This window comes from Psychrobacter sp., assembly GCF_018260395.1.
Lineage (GTDB): Bacteria > Pseudomonadota > Gammaproteobacteria > Pseudomonadales > Moraxellaceae > Psychrobacter.
This window is the reverse complement of the sequence record NZ_JAGLBC010000012.1, coordinates 15,913-33,477: the sequence shown is the minus strand read 5'-3', so window position 1 is coordinate 33,477 and position 17,565 is coordinate 15,913. Positions and strand designations below refer to the sequence as shown.

The 17,565-nt window shown below is 38.8% G+C and carries 13 protein-coding genes; 7 read left to right on the top strand and 6 right to left on the bottom strand.

The genetic code is table 11. The features are described from left to right. Nucleotides 1-110 precede the first annotated feature (110 nt). The 3 genes from QZ265_RS02215 (at nucleotide 111) to QZ265_RS02205 (ending at nucleotide 4,252) form a co-directional block, all read left to right on the top strand. Nucleotides 111-506, top strand: a complete 396-nt coding sequence (locus QZ265_RS02215; protein WP_296402963.1) for a Rid family detoxifying hydrolase — start codon at nucleotides 111-113, stop codon at nucleotides 504-506. A 130-nt stretch (nucleotides 507-636) separates the two neighbouring features. After that, nucleotides 637-2,955 (top strand): primosomal protein N', encoded by a 2,319-nt coding sequence (locus QZ265_RS02210; protein ID WP_296402961.1) that lies wholly within the window; start codon nucleotides 637-639, stop codon nucleotides 2,953-2,955. 97 nt (nucleotides 2,956-3,052) lie between these two features. After that, the gene (locus QZ265_RS02205; protein ID WP_366513645.1) at nucleotides 3,053-4,252 is read left to right on the top strand and encodes a cation diffusion facilitator family transporter; all 1,200 of its coding nucleotides are present in this window, start codon (nucleotides 3,053-3,055) and stop codon (nucleotides 4,250-4,252) included. A 121-nt stretch (nucleotides 4,253-4,373) separates the two neighbouring features. Here QZ265_RS02205 and QZ265_RS02200 read toward each other — a convergent pair whose 3' ends face one another. From QZ265_RS02200 to serA, 4 genes are all read right to left on the bottom strand, one after another. Then, nucleotides 4,374-4,589, bottom strand: coding sequence for a hypothetical protein (locus tag QZ265_RS02200; RefSeq protein WP_296402959.1), 216 nt, complete (start codon nucleotides 4,587-4,589; stop codon nucleotides 4,374-4,376). A gap of 23 nt (nucleotides 4,590-4,612) precedes the next feature. Continuing rightward, nucleotides 4,613-4,957 carry a hypothetical protein gene (locus tag QZ265_RS02195; RefSeq protein WP_296402957.1) on the bottom strand — a complete coding sequence of 115 codons (345 nt, stop codon included), beginning with the start codon at nucleotides 4,955-4,957 and terminating at the stop codon, nucleotides 4,613-4,615. A 219-nt stretch (nucleotides 4,958-5,176) separates the two neighbouring features. Further along, entirely contained in the window at nucleotides 5,177-6,058 is an 882-nt protein-coding gene (locus QZ265_RS02190) for an MBL fold metallo-hydrolase (RefSeq protein ID WP_296402956.1), read from the bottom strand. Nucleotides 6,059-6,351: 293 nt separating this feature from the next. Continuing rightward, complete coding sequence (gene serA, locus QZ265_RS02185; protein ID WP_296402953.1) at nucleotides 6,352-7,578, bottom strand: phosphoglycerate dehydrogenase; 1,227 nt, start codon at nucleotides 7,576-7,578, stop codon at nucleotides 6,352-6,354. Between the two features lie 463 nt (nucleotides 7,579-8,041). On the opposite strand from serA, the gene QZ265_RS02180 reads away from it, so the two are divergent. Next, nucleotides 8,042-9,568, top strand: coding sequence for an FAD-binding oxidoreductase (locus QZ265_RS02180; protein ID WP_296402952.1), 1,527 nt, complete (start codon nucleotides 8,042-8,044; stop codon nucleotides 9,566-9,568). 283 nt (nucleotides 9,569-9,851) lie between these two features. On the opposite strand, the gene QZ265_RS02175 is transcribed toward QZ265_RS02180, so the two are convergent. After that, nucleotides 9,852-10,493, bottom strand: coding sequence for a BLUF domain-containing protein (locus QZ265_RS02175; protein ID WP_296402950.1), 642 nt, complete (start codon nucleotides 10,491-10,493; stop codon nucleotides 9,852-9,854). Between the two features lie 355 nt (nucleotides 10,494-10,848). On the opposite strand from QZ265_RS02175, the gene QZ265_RS02170 reads away from it, so the two are divergent. Together QZ265_RS02170 and QZ265_RS02165 are read left to right on the top strand one after the other, a co-directional pair. After that, on the top strand, nucleotides 10,849-12,486 hold the full coding sequence (locus tag QZ265_RS02170; protein WP_296402948.1) for a carbon-nitrogen hydrolase family protein: 1,638 nt from the start codon (nucleotides 10,849-10,851) through the stop codon (nucleotides 12,484-12,486). 262 nt (nucleotides 12,487-12,748) lie between these two features. Continuing rightward, the gene (locus QZ265_RS02165) at nucleotides 12,749-13,240 is read left to right on the top strand and encodes a protein disulfide oxidoreductase (protein ID WP_296402965.1); all 492 of its coding nucleotides are present in this window, start codon (nucleotides 12,749-12,751) and stop codon (nucleotides 13,238-13,240) included. Between the two features lie 21 nt (nucleotides 13,241-13,261). On the opposite strand, the gene QZ265_RS02160 is transcribed toward QZ265_RS02165, so the two are convergent. Beyond that, on the bottom strand, nucleotides 13,262-14,212 hold the full coding sequence (locus QZ265_RS02160) for a DMT family transporter (RefSeq protein ID WP_296402946.1): 951 nt from the start codon (nucleotides 14,210-14,212) through the stop codon (nucleotides 13,262-13,264). Between the two features lie 477 nt (nucleotides 14,213-14,689). On the opposite strand from QZ265_RS02160, the gene ppc reads away from it, so the two are divergent. After that, the gene (gene ppc / locus QZ265_RS02155; protein ID WP_296402944.1) at nucleotides 14,690-17,467 is read left to right on the top strand and encodes a phosphoenolpyruvate carboxylase; all 2,778 of its coding nucleotides are present in this window, start codon (nucleotides 14,690-14,692) and stop codon (nucleotides 17,465-17,467) included. Nucleotides 17,468-17,565 lie beyond the last annotated feature (98 nt).

Sequence of the window (17,565 nt, the reverse complement as noted above, 5' to 3'; positions counted from 1 at the left end):
CCAATTAATAAACTAATAAAGTAAACGCAACTAGTTAAGCAACTTATTAAAGAGTTATTAATACCAATAATACCCTAACCTCAAATTTATTATAAAAAAAGGAAATAGATATGACCCGTCAAACTATTCATACAGATAAAGCCCCTGCAGCGGTTGGTGCTTACTCGCAAGCGGTTAAAATCCCTTCTGCAGGTGGCAGCTTGGTCTATATTTCAGGTCAATTAGGTTTTGATCCAGAAACTATGGAACTTCGTGACGGCTTTGAAGCTCAAGCGGCTCAAGTCATGGACAATATCGAAGCAATCTGTGAAGCGGCTGGTGGTAAGTTAAGTGATGTGGTGAAATTCAACGTTTCATTAACTGACCTAAATGATTTTGGTGCGCTGAATACTATTTTTGCTGAACGCCTAGCAGAACCTTATCCTGCACGTGCTGCTGTTCAAGTTGCAGCATTACCTAAAGGTGGTATTGTTGAAATTGAGTCTATCTTATTTATTGAAGACTAATTGGTTATGAGTAGTAAGTCTTTTAAAAACGTTGAATGACTATATCATAGCTAACTATAGCAAATGAACCTGGGTTATAAACCAAGCACAGTTTGGTTTATAACCTTTTACTTAAGGAGGTACCTAACTGATGCTTATTCGTGTCGCCTTACCGGTGCCTCTTTATCGTGAATATGACTACCTTCCTCCTACTAATACTACTCTCTCTTCGGATAATTCTTCACCTGCTATTGCGCCCATCGGCAGCAGAGTAGAGGTTTCTTTTGGACGTCAAACATTAATTGGTATCGTAGTAGATCACATTGACAGTCGCCAAAGTGAGGTTGCTGTAAACAAACTCAAAGCCATTAAAAAGGTACTGGATTCCAAGCCCTTATTAAGTCCTAAGATGCTTGCACTAGCACGTTGGCTAGCGAGCTACTATCACTATCCATTGGGCGATGTACTATCTGTAATGCTACCTACTCTTATTCGTCAAGGCAAACCATTAGATTTATTGATTACTCACTGGCGTGTGTTGCCTGAGGTCAATAAAAAAGATTTTCATAATAATGCCCATAAGCAAAAGCAGCAGTTTGCCATGCTAAAACTACATGGAGAACACGGAGCTAGCGAAGATACCCTGCTTTTAGAGGGAATGGAGCGCCCTTTTTTAACTCTGCTTGAAAAAAATGGTTTAATCGAGCGCCATTTAAAACCTCAGTCAGCCCCGCGTCCGGTTTCGCTTGCTAAAATGCCACTGAGTCTTAACGCTCAGCAAAAACATGCTGTCGATAGTATTACGGCTAAGGCAAAACAAGCAAAATACGGTGGCTATCTATTGAATGGGGTTACTGGAAGTGGCAAGACTGAAGTATATCTACAAGCCATGCAGCCTGTTTTGGAAGCAGGGAAACAAGTTTTAGTCTTAGTTCCTGAAATAGGGTTGACCCCACAAACTAGGGCACGCTTTGCTGAGCGTTTTGCCGCCAATATCTTACTGCTACATTCTGGACTCAATAATACTCAGCGTATGCGTGGTTGGGAAGATTGTCGTGAAGGGCATGCCCAAATTATCATAGGTACTCGATCCTCGATTTTGCACCCTTTCGCAAATTTAGGACTTATTGTGGTTGATGAATCGCATGATCAATCATATAAACAGCAAGACACTTTACGTTATCATGCGGCAGATGTTGCGTTGTATCGCGGCTATCAAATGGATATACCAGTTGTTTTAGGGACAGCCACGCCATCGCTGGAGCATTTAAAGTTGGTTCAAGACGGCAAATTGACCGAGCTTATACTTACAGAGCGAGCCGGTAAAGCTAAAGAAGCGACTATGTATCTGGTCGATGCACGCGACACGCCTACCAGATATAGCAATTTACCAGCAACTCCTAGTCAGCAAGCCTCTTTATTGCCCAATTTACAGAGCTCACAAAATACTGGACTTACCGATGACACTATTACTGCTATTAAAGAGACTTTAGAAGCTGGCGAGCAGGTTTTGGTTTTTTTAAATCGCCGAGGTTATGCACCAATCTTGTTGTGCGAAGCCTGTGGCTGGCAAGCAGATTGTGTTCGCTGTGAAGCCCATTTAACGGTGCATCATAGCCAGTTAAACAACCATCAACCCAGCTATCTGAAGTGCCATCATTGCGATTGGCAAGCTTCAATTCCTTTGGCTTGTCCAGATTGTGCTAGTGTTAATCTAAACGCTGTTGGCATGGGTACTACCCGATTGACCGAAAGCTTACATGCCCTTTTTTCAAACCCTCAGACTAGCAAAAAGACTTATCCTATTATCCAAATCGACCGAGACACCACACGGAAAAAAGACAGTTGGGAAGACATTTATCAGCGCATAAATACAGGAAATCCTGCTATATTAGTAGGCACCCAAATGGTAGCAAAAGGGCATCACTTCCCTAATGTCACGTTGGTCTGCTTGCCAAATGCCGATCGAGGATTTTTGTCTCCAGATTTTCGATCACCTGAGCATACTGCACAGTTAATTGTACAAGTTGCAGGTCGATCAGGCAGAGGGCGTAAACCTGGTAAAGTTTTGATTCAGACCGTTCAGCCTGAAAACCCTTTACTTCGCAAACTGGTAAGCGAAGGCTACCAGCCTTTTGCTTTAGAATTGTTAAAAGAGCGTAAAATGCTTGGCTTACCGCCTTACACTTATGGCGCATTGATACGTTGTGAGGCAAAAAGCATGCAGCAGGCCACTCAAGTCTTAAAAGATGCAGTTGCTATTTTACCAAGACATGAAATGGCAATTTTGGGTCCTATCGATGCGCCGATGAAAATGAAAAATAGCCGTTATCACAGTCAGCTGTTATTCTTATCCAAACAAAGACCGCAACTGCATCAAATTTTAAACTTTTGGTGGCCTCAAGTGCTACAGTTGCCTTCAGCCAAATATCTGAAACTGACTTTAGATGTTGATCCAATTGGCTGGTAGTCGATTAGTTACGTTGAGTTTAATAGTGCTTTACCATCATCCGTTTGGTATATAATTAAAAAAAGACTATGCACTATTTTATAGAGGTCAGGCAACTATGGCTCCTAGCAATTTTAATAAAAACCATAAGCACAATCATGCACATGATTTTGAGCACAATCATGAGCACAATCATGAGCATGATTTTAAGCATAATTACGATTCTGAGCATGAGCCGATACACGCTCACGATCCGCCTCACTTTCACGATGAGCCTAAAGCGCGCAATATGAATAAACAGCGTCGTACTTTGTTGTATAGCTTTATATTGATTACGGTATTCATGTTGGTAGAAGCGCTAGGAGGAATTTTCACTCATAGTTTGGCATTATTATCCGACGCAGGACATATGCTGTCTGATGCAGTGGCCTTGGGCGCTACTTTACTAGCTTTTAAGATTGGTGAAAAAGAGGCCAATAAACAAAAAACCTATGGTTATAAGCGTTTTGAGATCCTAGTCGCTGGTGCCAATGGGGCTACCTTAATTATTATTTCTTTGATGATTATGTGGGAAGCAATTGGACGCTTCTCATCACCGCCCGATGTGGCTTCTAAAAGCATGCTTATTATTGCTACTATTGGGTTAACCGTAAATTTGATAGTCGCTTATATGCTACATCGTGGCGGTGCTTCTCATAGTCATACTAATGATCATAGTCATGGGCATACTGATAGTCAGGGGCATCCTAATGGTCATTCAGACTCTAATTCAGAAACCCAAAACCTGAACATGCATAGTGCTTACCTTCACGTATTAGGCGACTTACTAGGCTCAGTAGCGGCTATTATTGCAGCTTTATCCATGATGTGGATGGGCTGGTGGTGGGCTGATCCTATAGCCTCTGTAGTTGTGGCTATATTAATTTTGATAAGCGGTTTTAGAGTGGTCAAAGCCTCTACTCACATACTTATGGAAGGCACGCCAGAAGAAATTTCATTGGATGAGGTTAAGCAGACTATCGAAAGTCATGAGCATATTATTACCGTTCATGATTTACATGTATGGAGTATTACCAGTGGTGTTCATGCCTTATCCTGCCATGTGGTCGTCGATGGGGATATGTGTATCATCCAAGCCAGTGAGTTGATACATGATATAGAGCATAGTTTAGAGAAGCTTGGCATCAATCACACCACTATTCAGGTTGAATCGATTGAACACCCTCATAATCGAATTGATGCCATAGTTTGCTCTTTGGATGACGCCGATAGTGCTACTGGCGGACATGGTCATAGCCATTTAGGTCATAGTCATTAGTCAGGTTAACCATAGCACTTAAGTTACTAAATAGTTATCTTCGGCTAAAACACATAACTTAAATATATCTATTAACGATTGCAATTGGTCTTAAAATTTTATTTATTGTATAAATAAATCTTTATTTTTTAAATCGATTTGCAATCAGCTTTAACAATGGCCAAGTCAGCCACAATAAGCTATACATGATAGCTGTAAGGCCTATAAGCACCATAGCTAGTCTAATTAGATAATCAACTCTCCCCTCCCCCATGGAAGTTAATTCTGGTCCCATGGTGGATATCATCATCAAATAAAAACCAATAGCAATCAAAACGCTAGCTGATACTAAACGCATGAATATATTCATCATAAGTTTTGCTACAATTTAGCACTGACAATAGTGTTAATTTGTTGATTATAATAACTAGGTTCGATGTCTAATAATTCACATAGAGTAATGACAAAGCCTTTAGCATCATAATAAGCATCTATATAACTACCGTCTAACCCTATATTGGGACTATTTAAGACATATCGCAGGCGATCATTCGCTGCAATGCTATGTTTTACAGGATAGCCCATAGCTTTGATTATTTGAGGGGCACGAAAACGCTGCTTATGCATCTTATCAACGATACGCACAGCTAAAGAGCATTGGGGACAATAACAACGGGTATATTTAAAAGTGTCACAAGCTGTGGTGACCATTGATGATGTAGACATTATAAAACTCCTTAAACTCCGACCATAAATAAAACGCATAAGGCACAGATTACCTTGTCGGAGTAGAGGATCTTGCGCTTTACCAGAATTATTTTATATCGTGCTGGAAGTTGCAGAAATATAGACATTTAATAACACCCATATCCATTAAACCCACGATTAGAGCCTATTATAATATCACAAAGCTTTGAATGAATAAATATAGGTTCCCTCAATATACTACACCAAAGTATTGATAGGCACTTTCAAGTATTGCACACCGTTGCTTTCCGGCTCAGGAAAACTCCCTGCACGTATATTTACTTGTACTGAAGGAATAATTAATCTTGGCATCTTAAGTTTAGCATCGCGTTCAGTTCGCATTTTAGCAAATTCAGATTGGCTTATACCCTCTCGAACGTGAATATTTCCAGACTTTTCAGCAGCAACCGTTGTTACTGGGCAGTGCTCTCGTCCTTCTGGTGGATAATCATGACAAAGATAAATTTCAGTATTGTTTGGCAAAGATAATATCTTTTGGGTAGAGTGATATAAATCATTAACATCACCACCTGGAAAGTCAACACGAGCCGTTCCTACATCAGGAGCAAATAACGTATCGCCTATAAATACAGCCAAATTACGCTTTCCGTCAGTAGTATCTTTTGCAATGTAAGCCATATCCGCTGGGGTATGGCCTGGTACATGAATAGCGCTAAGTTTAATATCCCCTACCATAAATTCAGTACCCTCTTCAGTAAGCTTATCGAACTGACTGGCATCTGTCTTAAAATAGTTACCCAAATTGAATACAGCTTTAAATATTTTCTGAACCTCAGTAATGTGCTTTCCTATCATCAACTCTCCTCCTAGTTCTCGCTTAATATGCTGGGCAGAACTTAGGTGGTCGGCGTGCGCATGAGTCTCAATAATATATTTAACTTCGAGGCCTTGCTGTTTTACATATTCAATGATTACATCAACTGATTCGGTACTGGTATGTCCTGACTTAAAATCATAATCAAGGACTGGGTCAAATATAGCGCACTGTTGATGGCGCTCATCTATCAATACATGAGTATAAGTCTCTGTATCATGGTGTAGAAATGATTTAATTTGCATTATGTATATCCTTACTTTTATCTGCATTACGTCTAATATAATATTCGCTAAGTGTAATTACTGAATGTTTTTATCGATCAAGGATTAAAATTTATTTAATATACTAAATTATATAATATATATTAATATAATAATTTATTTATTTTTATTTTTTTATTAAAAGTATTGCTTTAAAAATTGCTAGCTAAATTTTGCCCATTAAAAAAGCCGGCAATAGCCAGCTTATTTTTTAATAGTTTATTTTTGATAAGTGTATAATTAAGTTCTAATCCAATTTTTAAGATGGCACGAGTTTAGAAAAGCACACGTACACGTATGGTTTCTTCAATATCTCTTAGCTTATCTAAAGCTTCTTGAGAATTATGGTCATCTACATCCATAACTAAGTAACCTACATCACCTTCTGTCATTAAGCTTTGAGCAAGAATATTAATTCCGGCTGACGCAAATGAGCTGTTAATTTGTGATAGAACACCTGGGACGTTTTTGTGAATATGCAATAAACGATGTGAGCCTTCTTTTACTGGGATACTAACTTCAGGGAAGTTAACTGAGGTGGTGGTATCACCAGCATCTGAGTATCTTACAAACTTTTCGGCAACTTCAAGACCAATATTTGCTTGAGCTTCTTGTGTTGATCCACCAATATGCGGCGTTAAAATAACGTTATCGAATTTACGCAATGGCGACTCAAACTCTTCATCAGCAGATTTTGGTTCTTTAGGGAATACATCAATGGCAGCACCCAGAATTTTACCAGATTCTAGTGCAGCTGCTAAATCGTCGATTTCAACACAAGTACCACGGGCAGCATTGATAAAATAGCTACCATCTTTCATTTGATCAAACTGCTCTTTTTTCATCATATAGCGAGTGCTAGGTAGATCTGGCACATGTAGCGTTACGATATCAGCTTTTTGCAGTAACTCTTCTAAACTGCCTACCTGTGAAGCATTACCCAATGGTAATTTGGTAATCACATCATGGTATATGACTTTCATCCCTAGACCTTCAGCCAATACAGATAGCTGAGAACCAATAGAACCGTAGCCAACTATACCTATGGTTTTACCGCGAACTTCATGAGAATTCTTAGCAGACTTACCCCATCCACCACGATGCACTACCGTACTTTTCTCAGGAATACCACGGTACAGCATAATCGCTTCAGCCAATACCAGTTCAGCAACCGAGCGTGTATTAGAATAAGGAGCATTGAACACTGGGATACCAAATTCACGAGCAGCTTCAAGATCTACTTGATTGGTACCTATACAGAAACAACCAATCGCGATTAGTTTGTCTGCTTGCTCAAGGATGTCACGTGTCAACTGAGTGCGTGAGCGAATCCCGATAAAATGAGCGTCTTTAACTTTTTCTGCCAATTCTTCAGGATCTAACGCATTCGATAGATACTCTATATTGGTATAGCCGGCATCATTCAAAACTTTTAGTGAGTTCTCATGTAATCCTTCTAGCAGTAAAAAACGTATTTTATCTTTCTCAAGCGATAATGCCATGTCCTTGCCCTTATTTTGATGGGTTGTTAAATTTTAAGATTTTTTAAATTTTGGTAGTTCGTTAAACTTTTATAGTTGGCTAAACTGCGATGGTTAGGTAAGTTTTGATACGATGTTTACGTCCAATGGTTTTTAACGTTAAATAGTTTATAACGTTAAATGATTTTTAACGTTCAATAGTTTTAAACGTTCAATAGTTTTAAACGTTAAATAAAGCATTTACGAGAATGTTCAATATAAGCACGTTCAAATAAAAGTTGCATAAACTACGACTTACATACTCTATTAGCACTATGTCATAATACAACTATCTTATAACATATTTAGTTATTTTGGCAGACTAAATTATGAATAAAGCCCTGCCAAATACGACTATAATGCTAAACTTTTAGTTATGCACTTGATCGAATCTGGCGTTTGTTAGCTTTGAAATTTTTTACTTTAACCATCTGTAGAGACCAATATGACTGCATCCAATACTTTAAACAACGCTTCAAATAAGGCCTCCCCTGCTCATGAATTAACCCACAGTGCATATCAATCTCCAGTGGACGCACCCGAGCTTTCAATACAGCTGACTACAGATCCTACCGCATTAACTGACCTACTTACTAAGCTGACTTCCACACATGGCTTTGAAGACAATCAAATTCGAACTGACGCTGAGAGCTTAGAGCATTGGGGTAAAGACTGGACCAAACACTTCGCCCCAGCACCTTGTGCTATCGTTTTTCCAAAATCAACGGAACAAGTTCAAGCTGTAGTGAGGCTGGCGAATGAACATCAAATTGTATTGACCCCAAGTGGTGGTCGTACTGGCCTATCTGCTGGCGCTGTTGCTAGTAACGGCGAAATCGTGGTTAGTCTGGATAAGATGAATAAGATTGGTGAGTTTTTCCCTGCCGATAGAATGGTTGAGGTTGATGCAGGGGTAATTACTGAACAGCTTCAACAGTTTGCTGAAGATAAAGGCCTGTATTACCCAGTTGACTTTGCTTCAGCTGGCTCGAGTCAAATAGGCGGAAATATAGGCACCAATGCAGGCGGTATTAAAGTCATTCGCTATGGCATGACCCGTAACTGGATATTAGGCTTAACAGTGGTCACCGGTAATGGTGATATTCTTAAGCTTAACCGCGGTATGATAAAAAACGCTACAGGCTATGACTTGCGTCATCTTTTTATTGGCGCAGAAGGGACTTTAGGCATTGTTACTCAAGCCCAAATAAAACTTGAGCGTGCCCCGCAAGATTTAACAGTAATGGTATTTGGGATGGAGGAGTTTGAGCATGTAATGAACGTGCTATCTGCTTTTCAATCACAGATAGACTTAACTGCTTTTGAGTTCTTTGATGAAGTGGCAATTGAGAAACTTATGGCTACCGGTCATGTGCAACAGCCTTTTGAAGCCCGTACTAAATACTATGTCCTGTTAGAATTTGAAGCCCCATACGAGCCTATCATGGACAAAGCGATGGCAATGTTCGAGCAGTGTATGGAAAACGGCTGGATTATTGATGGGGTTATGAGTCAGAGCATTGCTCAGGCTACTGAACTTTGGAAGTTGCGTGAATATATCTCAGAGACTATCTCAGTGTTCACGCCTTACAAAAATGATGTTTCAGTATTAATCAGTTATGTCCCTAACTTTATAAACGATATTGAGGCAGTAGTTAGTACACATTATCCAGACTTTGAAATATGCTGGTTTGGTCATATTGGTGATGGTAATCTGCACTTAAATATTTTGAAACCAGAAAACTTGTCTAAAGATGAATTCTTTGAAAAATGCCAAAGTGTAAATGACTTGGTATTTACCACGGTGCAAAAATATGGCGGCTCAATATCAGCAGAGCATGGGGTTGGCATGACCAAAAAGCCTTACTTAGACTATAGTCGTAGTCATACCGAAATTGAACACTTAAAAGCGCTGAAGAAAGTATTTGACCCTAATGGTATTATGAATCGCGGTAAGATATTTGATATATAGGAGTTCATATATCTTTTAAAAGTACATATCTATTAAAAATGCATATCAAATAGATGCGCATATCGAGACGATAAAAAGACGCCTATTTGGCGTTTTTTTGTACAAGCGGAGGCATTTTGGTGCTTAAATATATTAGCACTAATATAAATCGCTATATAAGTGGAGATAAGTTATATAGTTAAATAATTTATTGCAGTTAAGGTTTATATAAATATTTATAGTTTTTATCTCAACATTTACAGTTTAACGAATTACATAGAAATAACAGTTGCAGAAACTCCTATTAGTAATAAGGAACTTGCATTAGTAAAACTATGGCAATTATGACAAATACGCTCAGCACCCCCTGCACCAAAATAAAAGCTTGGTGAGGTCCTACTATATGACGGGTCATGTTTCCCAAAGCATTTAATGTAATACCAGATTGTTTTATATGAGGCGGTGTTTCAATTTTTTGAATGGCCTGCAAAAACTCTTCAGTTTCATTAGTGTTCCATTTATAGGGTCTAAAGGGCAAGAACTTTGATAAAGTATCTGCTTGCTTCTTTGTCTCAGGTGACCATAACCAGCGCTCTAAAAACATCAAGCGCATACCCCAATTATCAAAGTTACGAACTTGAATTGGTTTTATAAGCATAATTTGTGTATTTTCATGACGGGTATCATCGAAAATAGCTTGAACCAAAGGAAGTAATAATTTTTTCTTGCCTTCAAGACATTGTAAAAAAAACCCACTTCCATAGCATAGCGTACCTGTAATACCATTGCTTTTATTAAACTTACGGGCATCGCGTTCTAAAGAATGAAATATAGAAGGTTTAAAACGACTTTTCAAAGTTAATTTACTATAGTAAACAAAGCGAATTAGATCCTCATCCTTAATTTTATTAAGTATATTTACTGTATTGTTATCATAGAGAGGCATATTCATTGTCCTTAGTATGTCTCACAGTTTTGAAACCAAAACATCTTTATAGTAGACATACATTATTTAATGCTAATAGTACAATAAATTACCATCTTTATATAGTATTTAACAAACTAAATAATGTATTTAACTTCAATTGTTTATTAAATTATAATTATTATGATATAGAATCTAAATTTTAAACTAAATCAATACGTTACAATTAATGGTTCTAAGCTTTTATCAGTTGCTATAAAATAGGTTTAATTGCCAAAAAAGCTTTAATTCATCGATTAATAACTCTATAACTCACTATAAACGCCTTATAAAAATATTTTTTTAATGAGGTTTTTTTCATATTACGAGTATCCACATGACTAAAAAGACTGAAGACTTTCACCTAAAAATAGCTGAAATCAAGAAAAAAGATTATCCTCAATTAAAGAGATTAATGGACCGCGTGTATGTTAACTTAGGAGGGGCTTGGTCAAAAACAACAGTGAATGCTTTAATTGATTCTTTTCCAGAAGGTCAGATTGCCCTATTTGATCACGATAAATTAATCGGTATGGTCCTGACCATGCGTGTAAACTATCAAAGATTCTCAAACCCTCATACCTATGATGACTTACTAGGTCAACGTGAAATCATTAAAGATGACCCTAATGGTGATGCATTATATGGTATAGATGCCCTTATCGACCCTGATTATCGAGGCTATCGTTTAGGCCGTCGTCTTTATGATGCCCGTAAAGAGTTGTGTCGTCAGATGAACTTTAGGGCGATTTTAGCGGGTGGCCGTATCCCTAAATATCATAGCTATCAAGACATGACACCCGGTGAGTTTATTGATGCTGTTGAGGCACGAGAAATATACGACCCCATTTTATCGTTTCAACTATCTAACGGATTTATCGTTAAACGTATATTGTCAGCATATTTGCCAGATGATAAGCAATCTAAAGGATTTGCCACCTTATTAGAGTGGGCAAACATTTATTATGAACCTCAGGACTATAAGCCTAATGCGCGTAAAACCGATGTACGTATTGGCGGTATTCAATGGCAAATGCGGGCAGTTGAGTCGCCTGAGGAGTTGTTACAGCAGGTTGAATTTTTCGTTGATATTATGGCAGATTACAATGCGGATTTTGCTTGCCTGCCAGAATTTTTTAATGCGCCATTAATGGGACTGTGTGAATCCACTGATCAAAACATTGCTATTCGTTTTCTTGCCGACTATACCGAATGGTTCAAAAATGAAATCTCAAATCTAGCGGTTAGTTATAATGTGAACGTCATTACTGGCTCTATGCCTTTGTTTGATGAAAACGAAGAAGTGCTTTATAACGTCAGCTACCTATGCCGCCGTGACGGTACTGTTGAAGAACAGCGTAAGATTCATATTACCCCGCATGAGCGCAGTGCTTGGGTAATCGAAGGTGGCAATAAAGTACAAGTATTTGATACGGATGCAGGTCGTATTGGAATTTTAATTTGTTACGATGTAGAGTTCCCCGAGCTTGCTCGTTTATTGGCGTTAGAGGACATGGATATCTTGTTCGTTCCTTTCTGGACCGATACCAAAAATGGCTACTTGCGTGTGCGTCATTGTGCTCAAGCTCGCGCTATTGAGAACGAGTGCTATGTGATGATATGTGGCTCAGTAGGCAACTTACCGCAAGTTGAGAGTTTAGACATTCAATATGCACAATCTTCAGTGTTCTCACCCTCTGATTTTGCTTTCCCACATGATGGTATTATGGCAGAAACCACGGCAAATACTGAAATGGTCTTCTTCTCAGACTTAGATTTAGACAAACTCATCCATGTGCGTAACGAAGGCTCAGTCAACAACTTAAAAGACCGTCGTGAAGATATTTTTACCTTAAAATGGAAGAAAAAAGCCAAAAAGTCGGTAGAAAACAGCTCGCCTGAAGAACTTAGGGAAAACTCACATAGCGTAATGGACGGTGTACCCCTTCATGATAGAGCCACTAAGCCCTTTTAAATTGAAATTATCTTATAATCTCAACCCTTTAAGGTCTAAGCCCTTAAGAACCTTAGCCCGTGAAAATCTAAGCGCTTTTAACCTATAGTAAAAACAAAGACTGAGTTGTCAAAACTTAGTCTTTTCTTTACTAATAATTCGTTACGATACAGGATAAAAACCATTGGATGACCCTAAACATACTAAGCATCATCATCAAGCACTTAGTTCAGAATCTGTAAAATCTCATAGGAAATCTCATAGAAAACTTAACACAAGACCCCTGTCTTGGTTATTCTCTGCGCTTAAGTACTTAGTAATATTTACCGCGATCTACACTGTCATTAACTGGTGGCGACAACCTATCATGCCGGCCAATCCTGACTTACAGTTAGCAGATTATCATGGTCAAATGGTGGATATTGAAGCTTTAAGCCATCAGTCACCTGTATTGGTTTACTTTTGGGGAACTTGGTGTGCTATCTGTAGTACCACCTCCCCAAAAGTTAATAATTTGGCCACATCTGGTTCTTATTCTGTTATCTCCATAGCGACACAGTCTGGTAGCAATCATGATATTGCTAAATTTATGGACGAGCATGGCTATTCATTTATCACCATTAATGATGAATCTGGTAAAATTTTTGGAGACTGGAAGGGTCAGGTCACCCCTTCTTATGTAATCATCAAAGACGGTGAAATGAAGCAAGGATTAACAGGTATACAACCTGAATGGTCGCTTAGAGTAAGACTTTGGTTGTCCGCCTTAATTTAATATAGATTGATAGTTTAGGCTTTATCTGCGTCGATAAAACCTTGAGAAGAATCGATAACGACGTAACTGATTATAAGATTTTGGTTTAATTGACCCTAAATAAATGGCCAACATTGTCAAACCTGCGCCTGACCATTGTAAAAAATTTATGGGTTTTTCTAACCAAAAATAATCAATAAATAAAGCGGCGACAGGTTCAGTCAATAGCAGTAAACCCGTTAATGCCAGTGATAGATTAGGTATTGAGTAAGCTATTAAACCCCATGCCAAACACTGCATTACGGTACCGTATACCATTATCCAGCCCCATTCTGATAGCGAGTTTGGCCATATTTGACCTTGATCGAATAAGAGCATAGGTATTAGCATGGCCAAGCTACCCCCCAAACTAATGCGCTGCATCAGCAGAAATATTGATGTCGGTAAAGCTTGATGGGTTAAGCGAATAAAGGTCATTGCGGCCGCTAACATACTGGCAGAAACGATACCAGTAATAAAACCGTAGGCGGCATGGGTGTTGTTAGCAAACTCTGGACTGGCAATAAGTACCACACCTACCAAAGCGATGACCAAGCTTATCAGCTGTAATATCGTTTGACGCTCTTTGAATATTATAAAACCCAATGCTGCCAAAAAGAATATCTGCAAGCTGTTTAATAAGGTAGATATGCCAGGCCCTACAGCATAGATACTCTCATGCCATAATGCCAAATCAAAACCTAAAAAAGCACCGGACAATAGTGCATAACCGTATGCTGTATTGCTTTTACTGTTTTCATTTTGACTGGGCATCTTTTGACTAAAAACTTTGGCTAGCACGCTAAATACTATACCTGATATTAGCAATCGCCAAAAGGCCATGGCATAGCCACCCACCTCTACATGAGCAACAATAAGACTGCCCAACCCAAATATAATACACCCAATGATCAGCCCTATAGCGGGTAGCTGAGAATTATTCTTTTGCTGCATTATTAATAAACCTGATCATATATTTATCATAAGAATAAGTGGCTTTTGACCATGCGTTTTAATATTTAAAACCATAACTATTATCGCCCATTATTAGTATAAAACACTAAGTTAAGACTATTTTAGAGTCAATTATCTTAGTAATAGCTAATCAGACAAGCTAGATTGATTAGTTTGGCTTGGCATTTTACTATTGTTTTAAGCGTCAAAACTCTGTAAAGTTTTTAATAGTGGAGTTAATCCTTCATTTTTATAAGATTTTAGCTTTATTTCTATTAACTTGATTATACTCAGAGCCTTAATCTTAGCCTTAGACCTAAACCTGACCATTTCGCAGTGTCAAAATAGTAAAACAACTGATCATAATTAATTATAGCATCGCAAAATTATTCAATAATTCAGCAATTTAACTATTTAACTGTTCAGCTAGTTAGTTTAATAAACTTTTAATGTATGCCAAACATAAAGGAAAGTAGAATGCCATCAAACAATGACGTATTGCGCTCACAGGTTAGATTACTCGGATCATTTTTAGGCGAAGCGATAGCTCGGCAATCGGGACATGATACAGTTCATACTATTGAAACTTTGCGTAAAGGATTTATTCAAGAACGTCGATCCCCTAATGCTGAAAATAAACAAAAGCTTATAGACCTTATAGCCTCTTTAGACAATAAGACTTTACAAAACGTCATTCGTGGCTTCTCGATTTATTTCTTCTTAGCCAATCTGACTGAAGAGAACGCATTGCGAGAAGAGCGCCGAGTTTTAAGAGAGCAATCTTCACAGTTTTGGGAAGGGTCATTCCGTCACACCTTATTAGAATGTAAACAACGTAATGTCGAAGCCCAACAGATTAAAGAGTTGATCGATCAGCTTAAATTTATACCAGTATTTACCGCTCACCCTACTGAAGCTCGGCGCCGTACCACCATGAATATACTACAGACGTTGTATGTTCATACCAATATTTTAAATGACCTTCCTGAAGGCAGTCGAGCTTATAAAGATGCTAAACAAAAAGTAGCGGATACCATTGATTTGCTGTGGTCCTCTGATGAAGTACGCACCCGAAAGCCTCTAGTATATGATGAGATTAATAACGGCTTACACTATTTTGATGCCAGCTTATTTACCGCAATACCCCAAGTGTATCGCAATATAAAGAATGCTATTGTCGACATCTATCCTGAACTATCTGATTACCCTTTACCTGCCTTCTTACGATTCGGCTCTTGGATTGGAGGAGATAGGGATGGCAACCCATTTGTCACTCATGAAACCACAGAAATGGCAGTATTAATGCACGCCAACACCGTTTTGCGTCATTACCGTGTCATGTTAAAAAAGCTACGTCGTGAATTGATTCATAGCGACACAATTGTTGAAATCTCACCAGAAATCTACCAACGTATAGCAGACTATGCCGAGCTTGATGAGCAGGTTTTTTATTATAATCCTGATGATTATAACCACGAGCCTTATCGTAGATTACTGTCTCTTATTTTAGCTAAGGTGACAGCGACCAATGACTACATCCAGAGCCAAGGAGCAAATTTAAAAGCCACCAGGTATGCCTATACCAGTCCAGAGAGTCTACTCGATGACCTGCGCCTGATTCGAAAAAGCGTTAGTACTCACGATGAGGCACACGTTAAAGGGCTATTACTAGATATGATTCGTTTGGTGAAGACTTGTGGCTTCCATCTCGCGTCACTCGACATCCGTCAAGACTCCGCATACCATGGTGAAGTCATCGCTGATATTTTTGATAGTGCCTCAAATCTACCCGATTATCGTCAGCTTAGTGAAGAAGAACGTCAGCAATGGCTAACTCGATTGCTACAAAAACCAGGCGCTCCACTTATTTATACTGACAATTTATCAGAGCAAACACGTGAGCAACTGGCGCTGATGAATTCCATAGCCAAGTTAAGAAAACTAGTGGGCGAAGCAACATTTGGTAGCTATATAATTTCAATGACCAATACCGCCAGTCAATTATTAGAAGTATTATTGTTAATGCGTTTTGCAGGGTTGTCAGGTGTTGATTCTGAGGGTAAATTATATGCCGCCCTACCCGTGGCTCCATTATTTGAAACCATCGAAGATTTAAAGAATATCGACAGCATTATGCCAGCTGTACTAGATAATCCCTTATATCGCCAGTTGTTACAGAGTACTGATAATACTCAAGAGATTATGCTCGGCTATTCAGACTCTTCTAAAGATGGTGGCATTATTACATCCGCATGGCAGCTTTATAGTGCGCAGCAGACCATTACTACTATTGCTGATAAATATGGCATCCAAACTCGCCTATTCCATGGACGTGGTGGCTCAGTAAGTCGTGGGGGTGGCTCAACTCATCAAGCCATTGCTGCCCAACCTGCAGGCACTCTAAAGGGTCAAATTAAGTTTACCGAGCAAGGCGAAGTGCTTTATGCAAAATATGCTAATCCGGATACAGCTGTGTTCGAGCTGACCATGGGCATAACAGGAGCGCTCAAAGCAAGCTCTTCTCGGTTTGTGGATCAACCTGAGCAGTTGGTAAATTATGAGTCGTTGTTCGCTAGATTGGCACAAGCGGGTGAAAATCAATATCGTCAGTTAACCGATCATACTGAAGACTTTTATAAGTTTTATTCGCAGGCAACGCCTGTCCAAGAAATTTCTCTACTTAATATCGGCTCGCGACCTGCTCATCGAAAAAAAGGCTTGCCTAGTAAAGCGACCATTCGAGCCATTCCTTGGGTATTTGGTTGGTCATTAGCACGTTTTACGCTTCCTGCTTGGTATGGTGTTGGTACAGCTTTGAACAGTGTTAAACAAGATGAAGCTTTAATGAAAGAAATGAGTGATAACTGGCCGTTTTTTAAAGCCTTTATTAGTAATATTGAGATGGCATTCACTAAGTCAGAGATGAATATTGCTCGTGCTTATAGTCAGTTATGTGATGATGAAAACCTTCGAGAGACAATCATGCAGGCCGTCATTAAAGAGCATGAACTCACCCAATCAGAGCTTAATTCGTTACTACAGCAAGAGTCTTTATTAGCTGGTCAACAAGAGCTTGCAAACTCTCTTGAGTGGCGCAACGCTTACCTTGATCCCATAAACTATATCCAAATAGAACTTCTAAAGCGTTTACGTGGTCAAGATAGTTATGCTGTACAGAATAACGGTCTAGCAGTTGAAGACGCGCTAATTCGTAGCATTAATGCGTTAGCTGCAGGTCTTCGCAATACTGGCTAAAATATGCGATTTAACTGTTTTTTTATAGACTTAGTGATTGCTTAAAATTAAAGGTCAAAAGTTAACGGTCAAAGGTTAATGGTCAAAAGCTAGCAGTA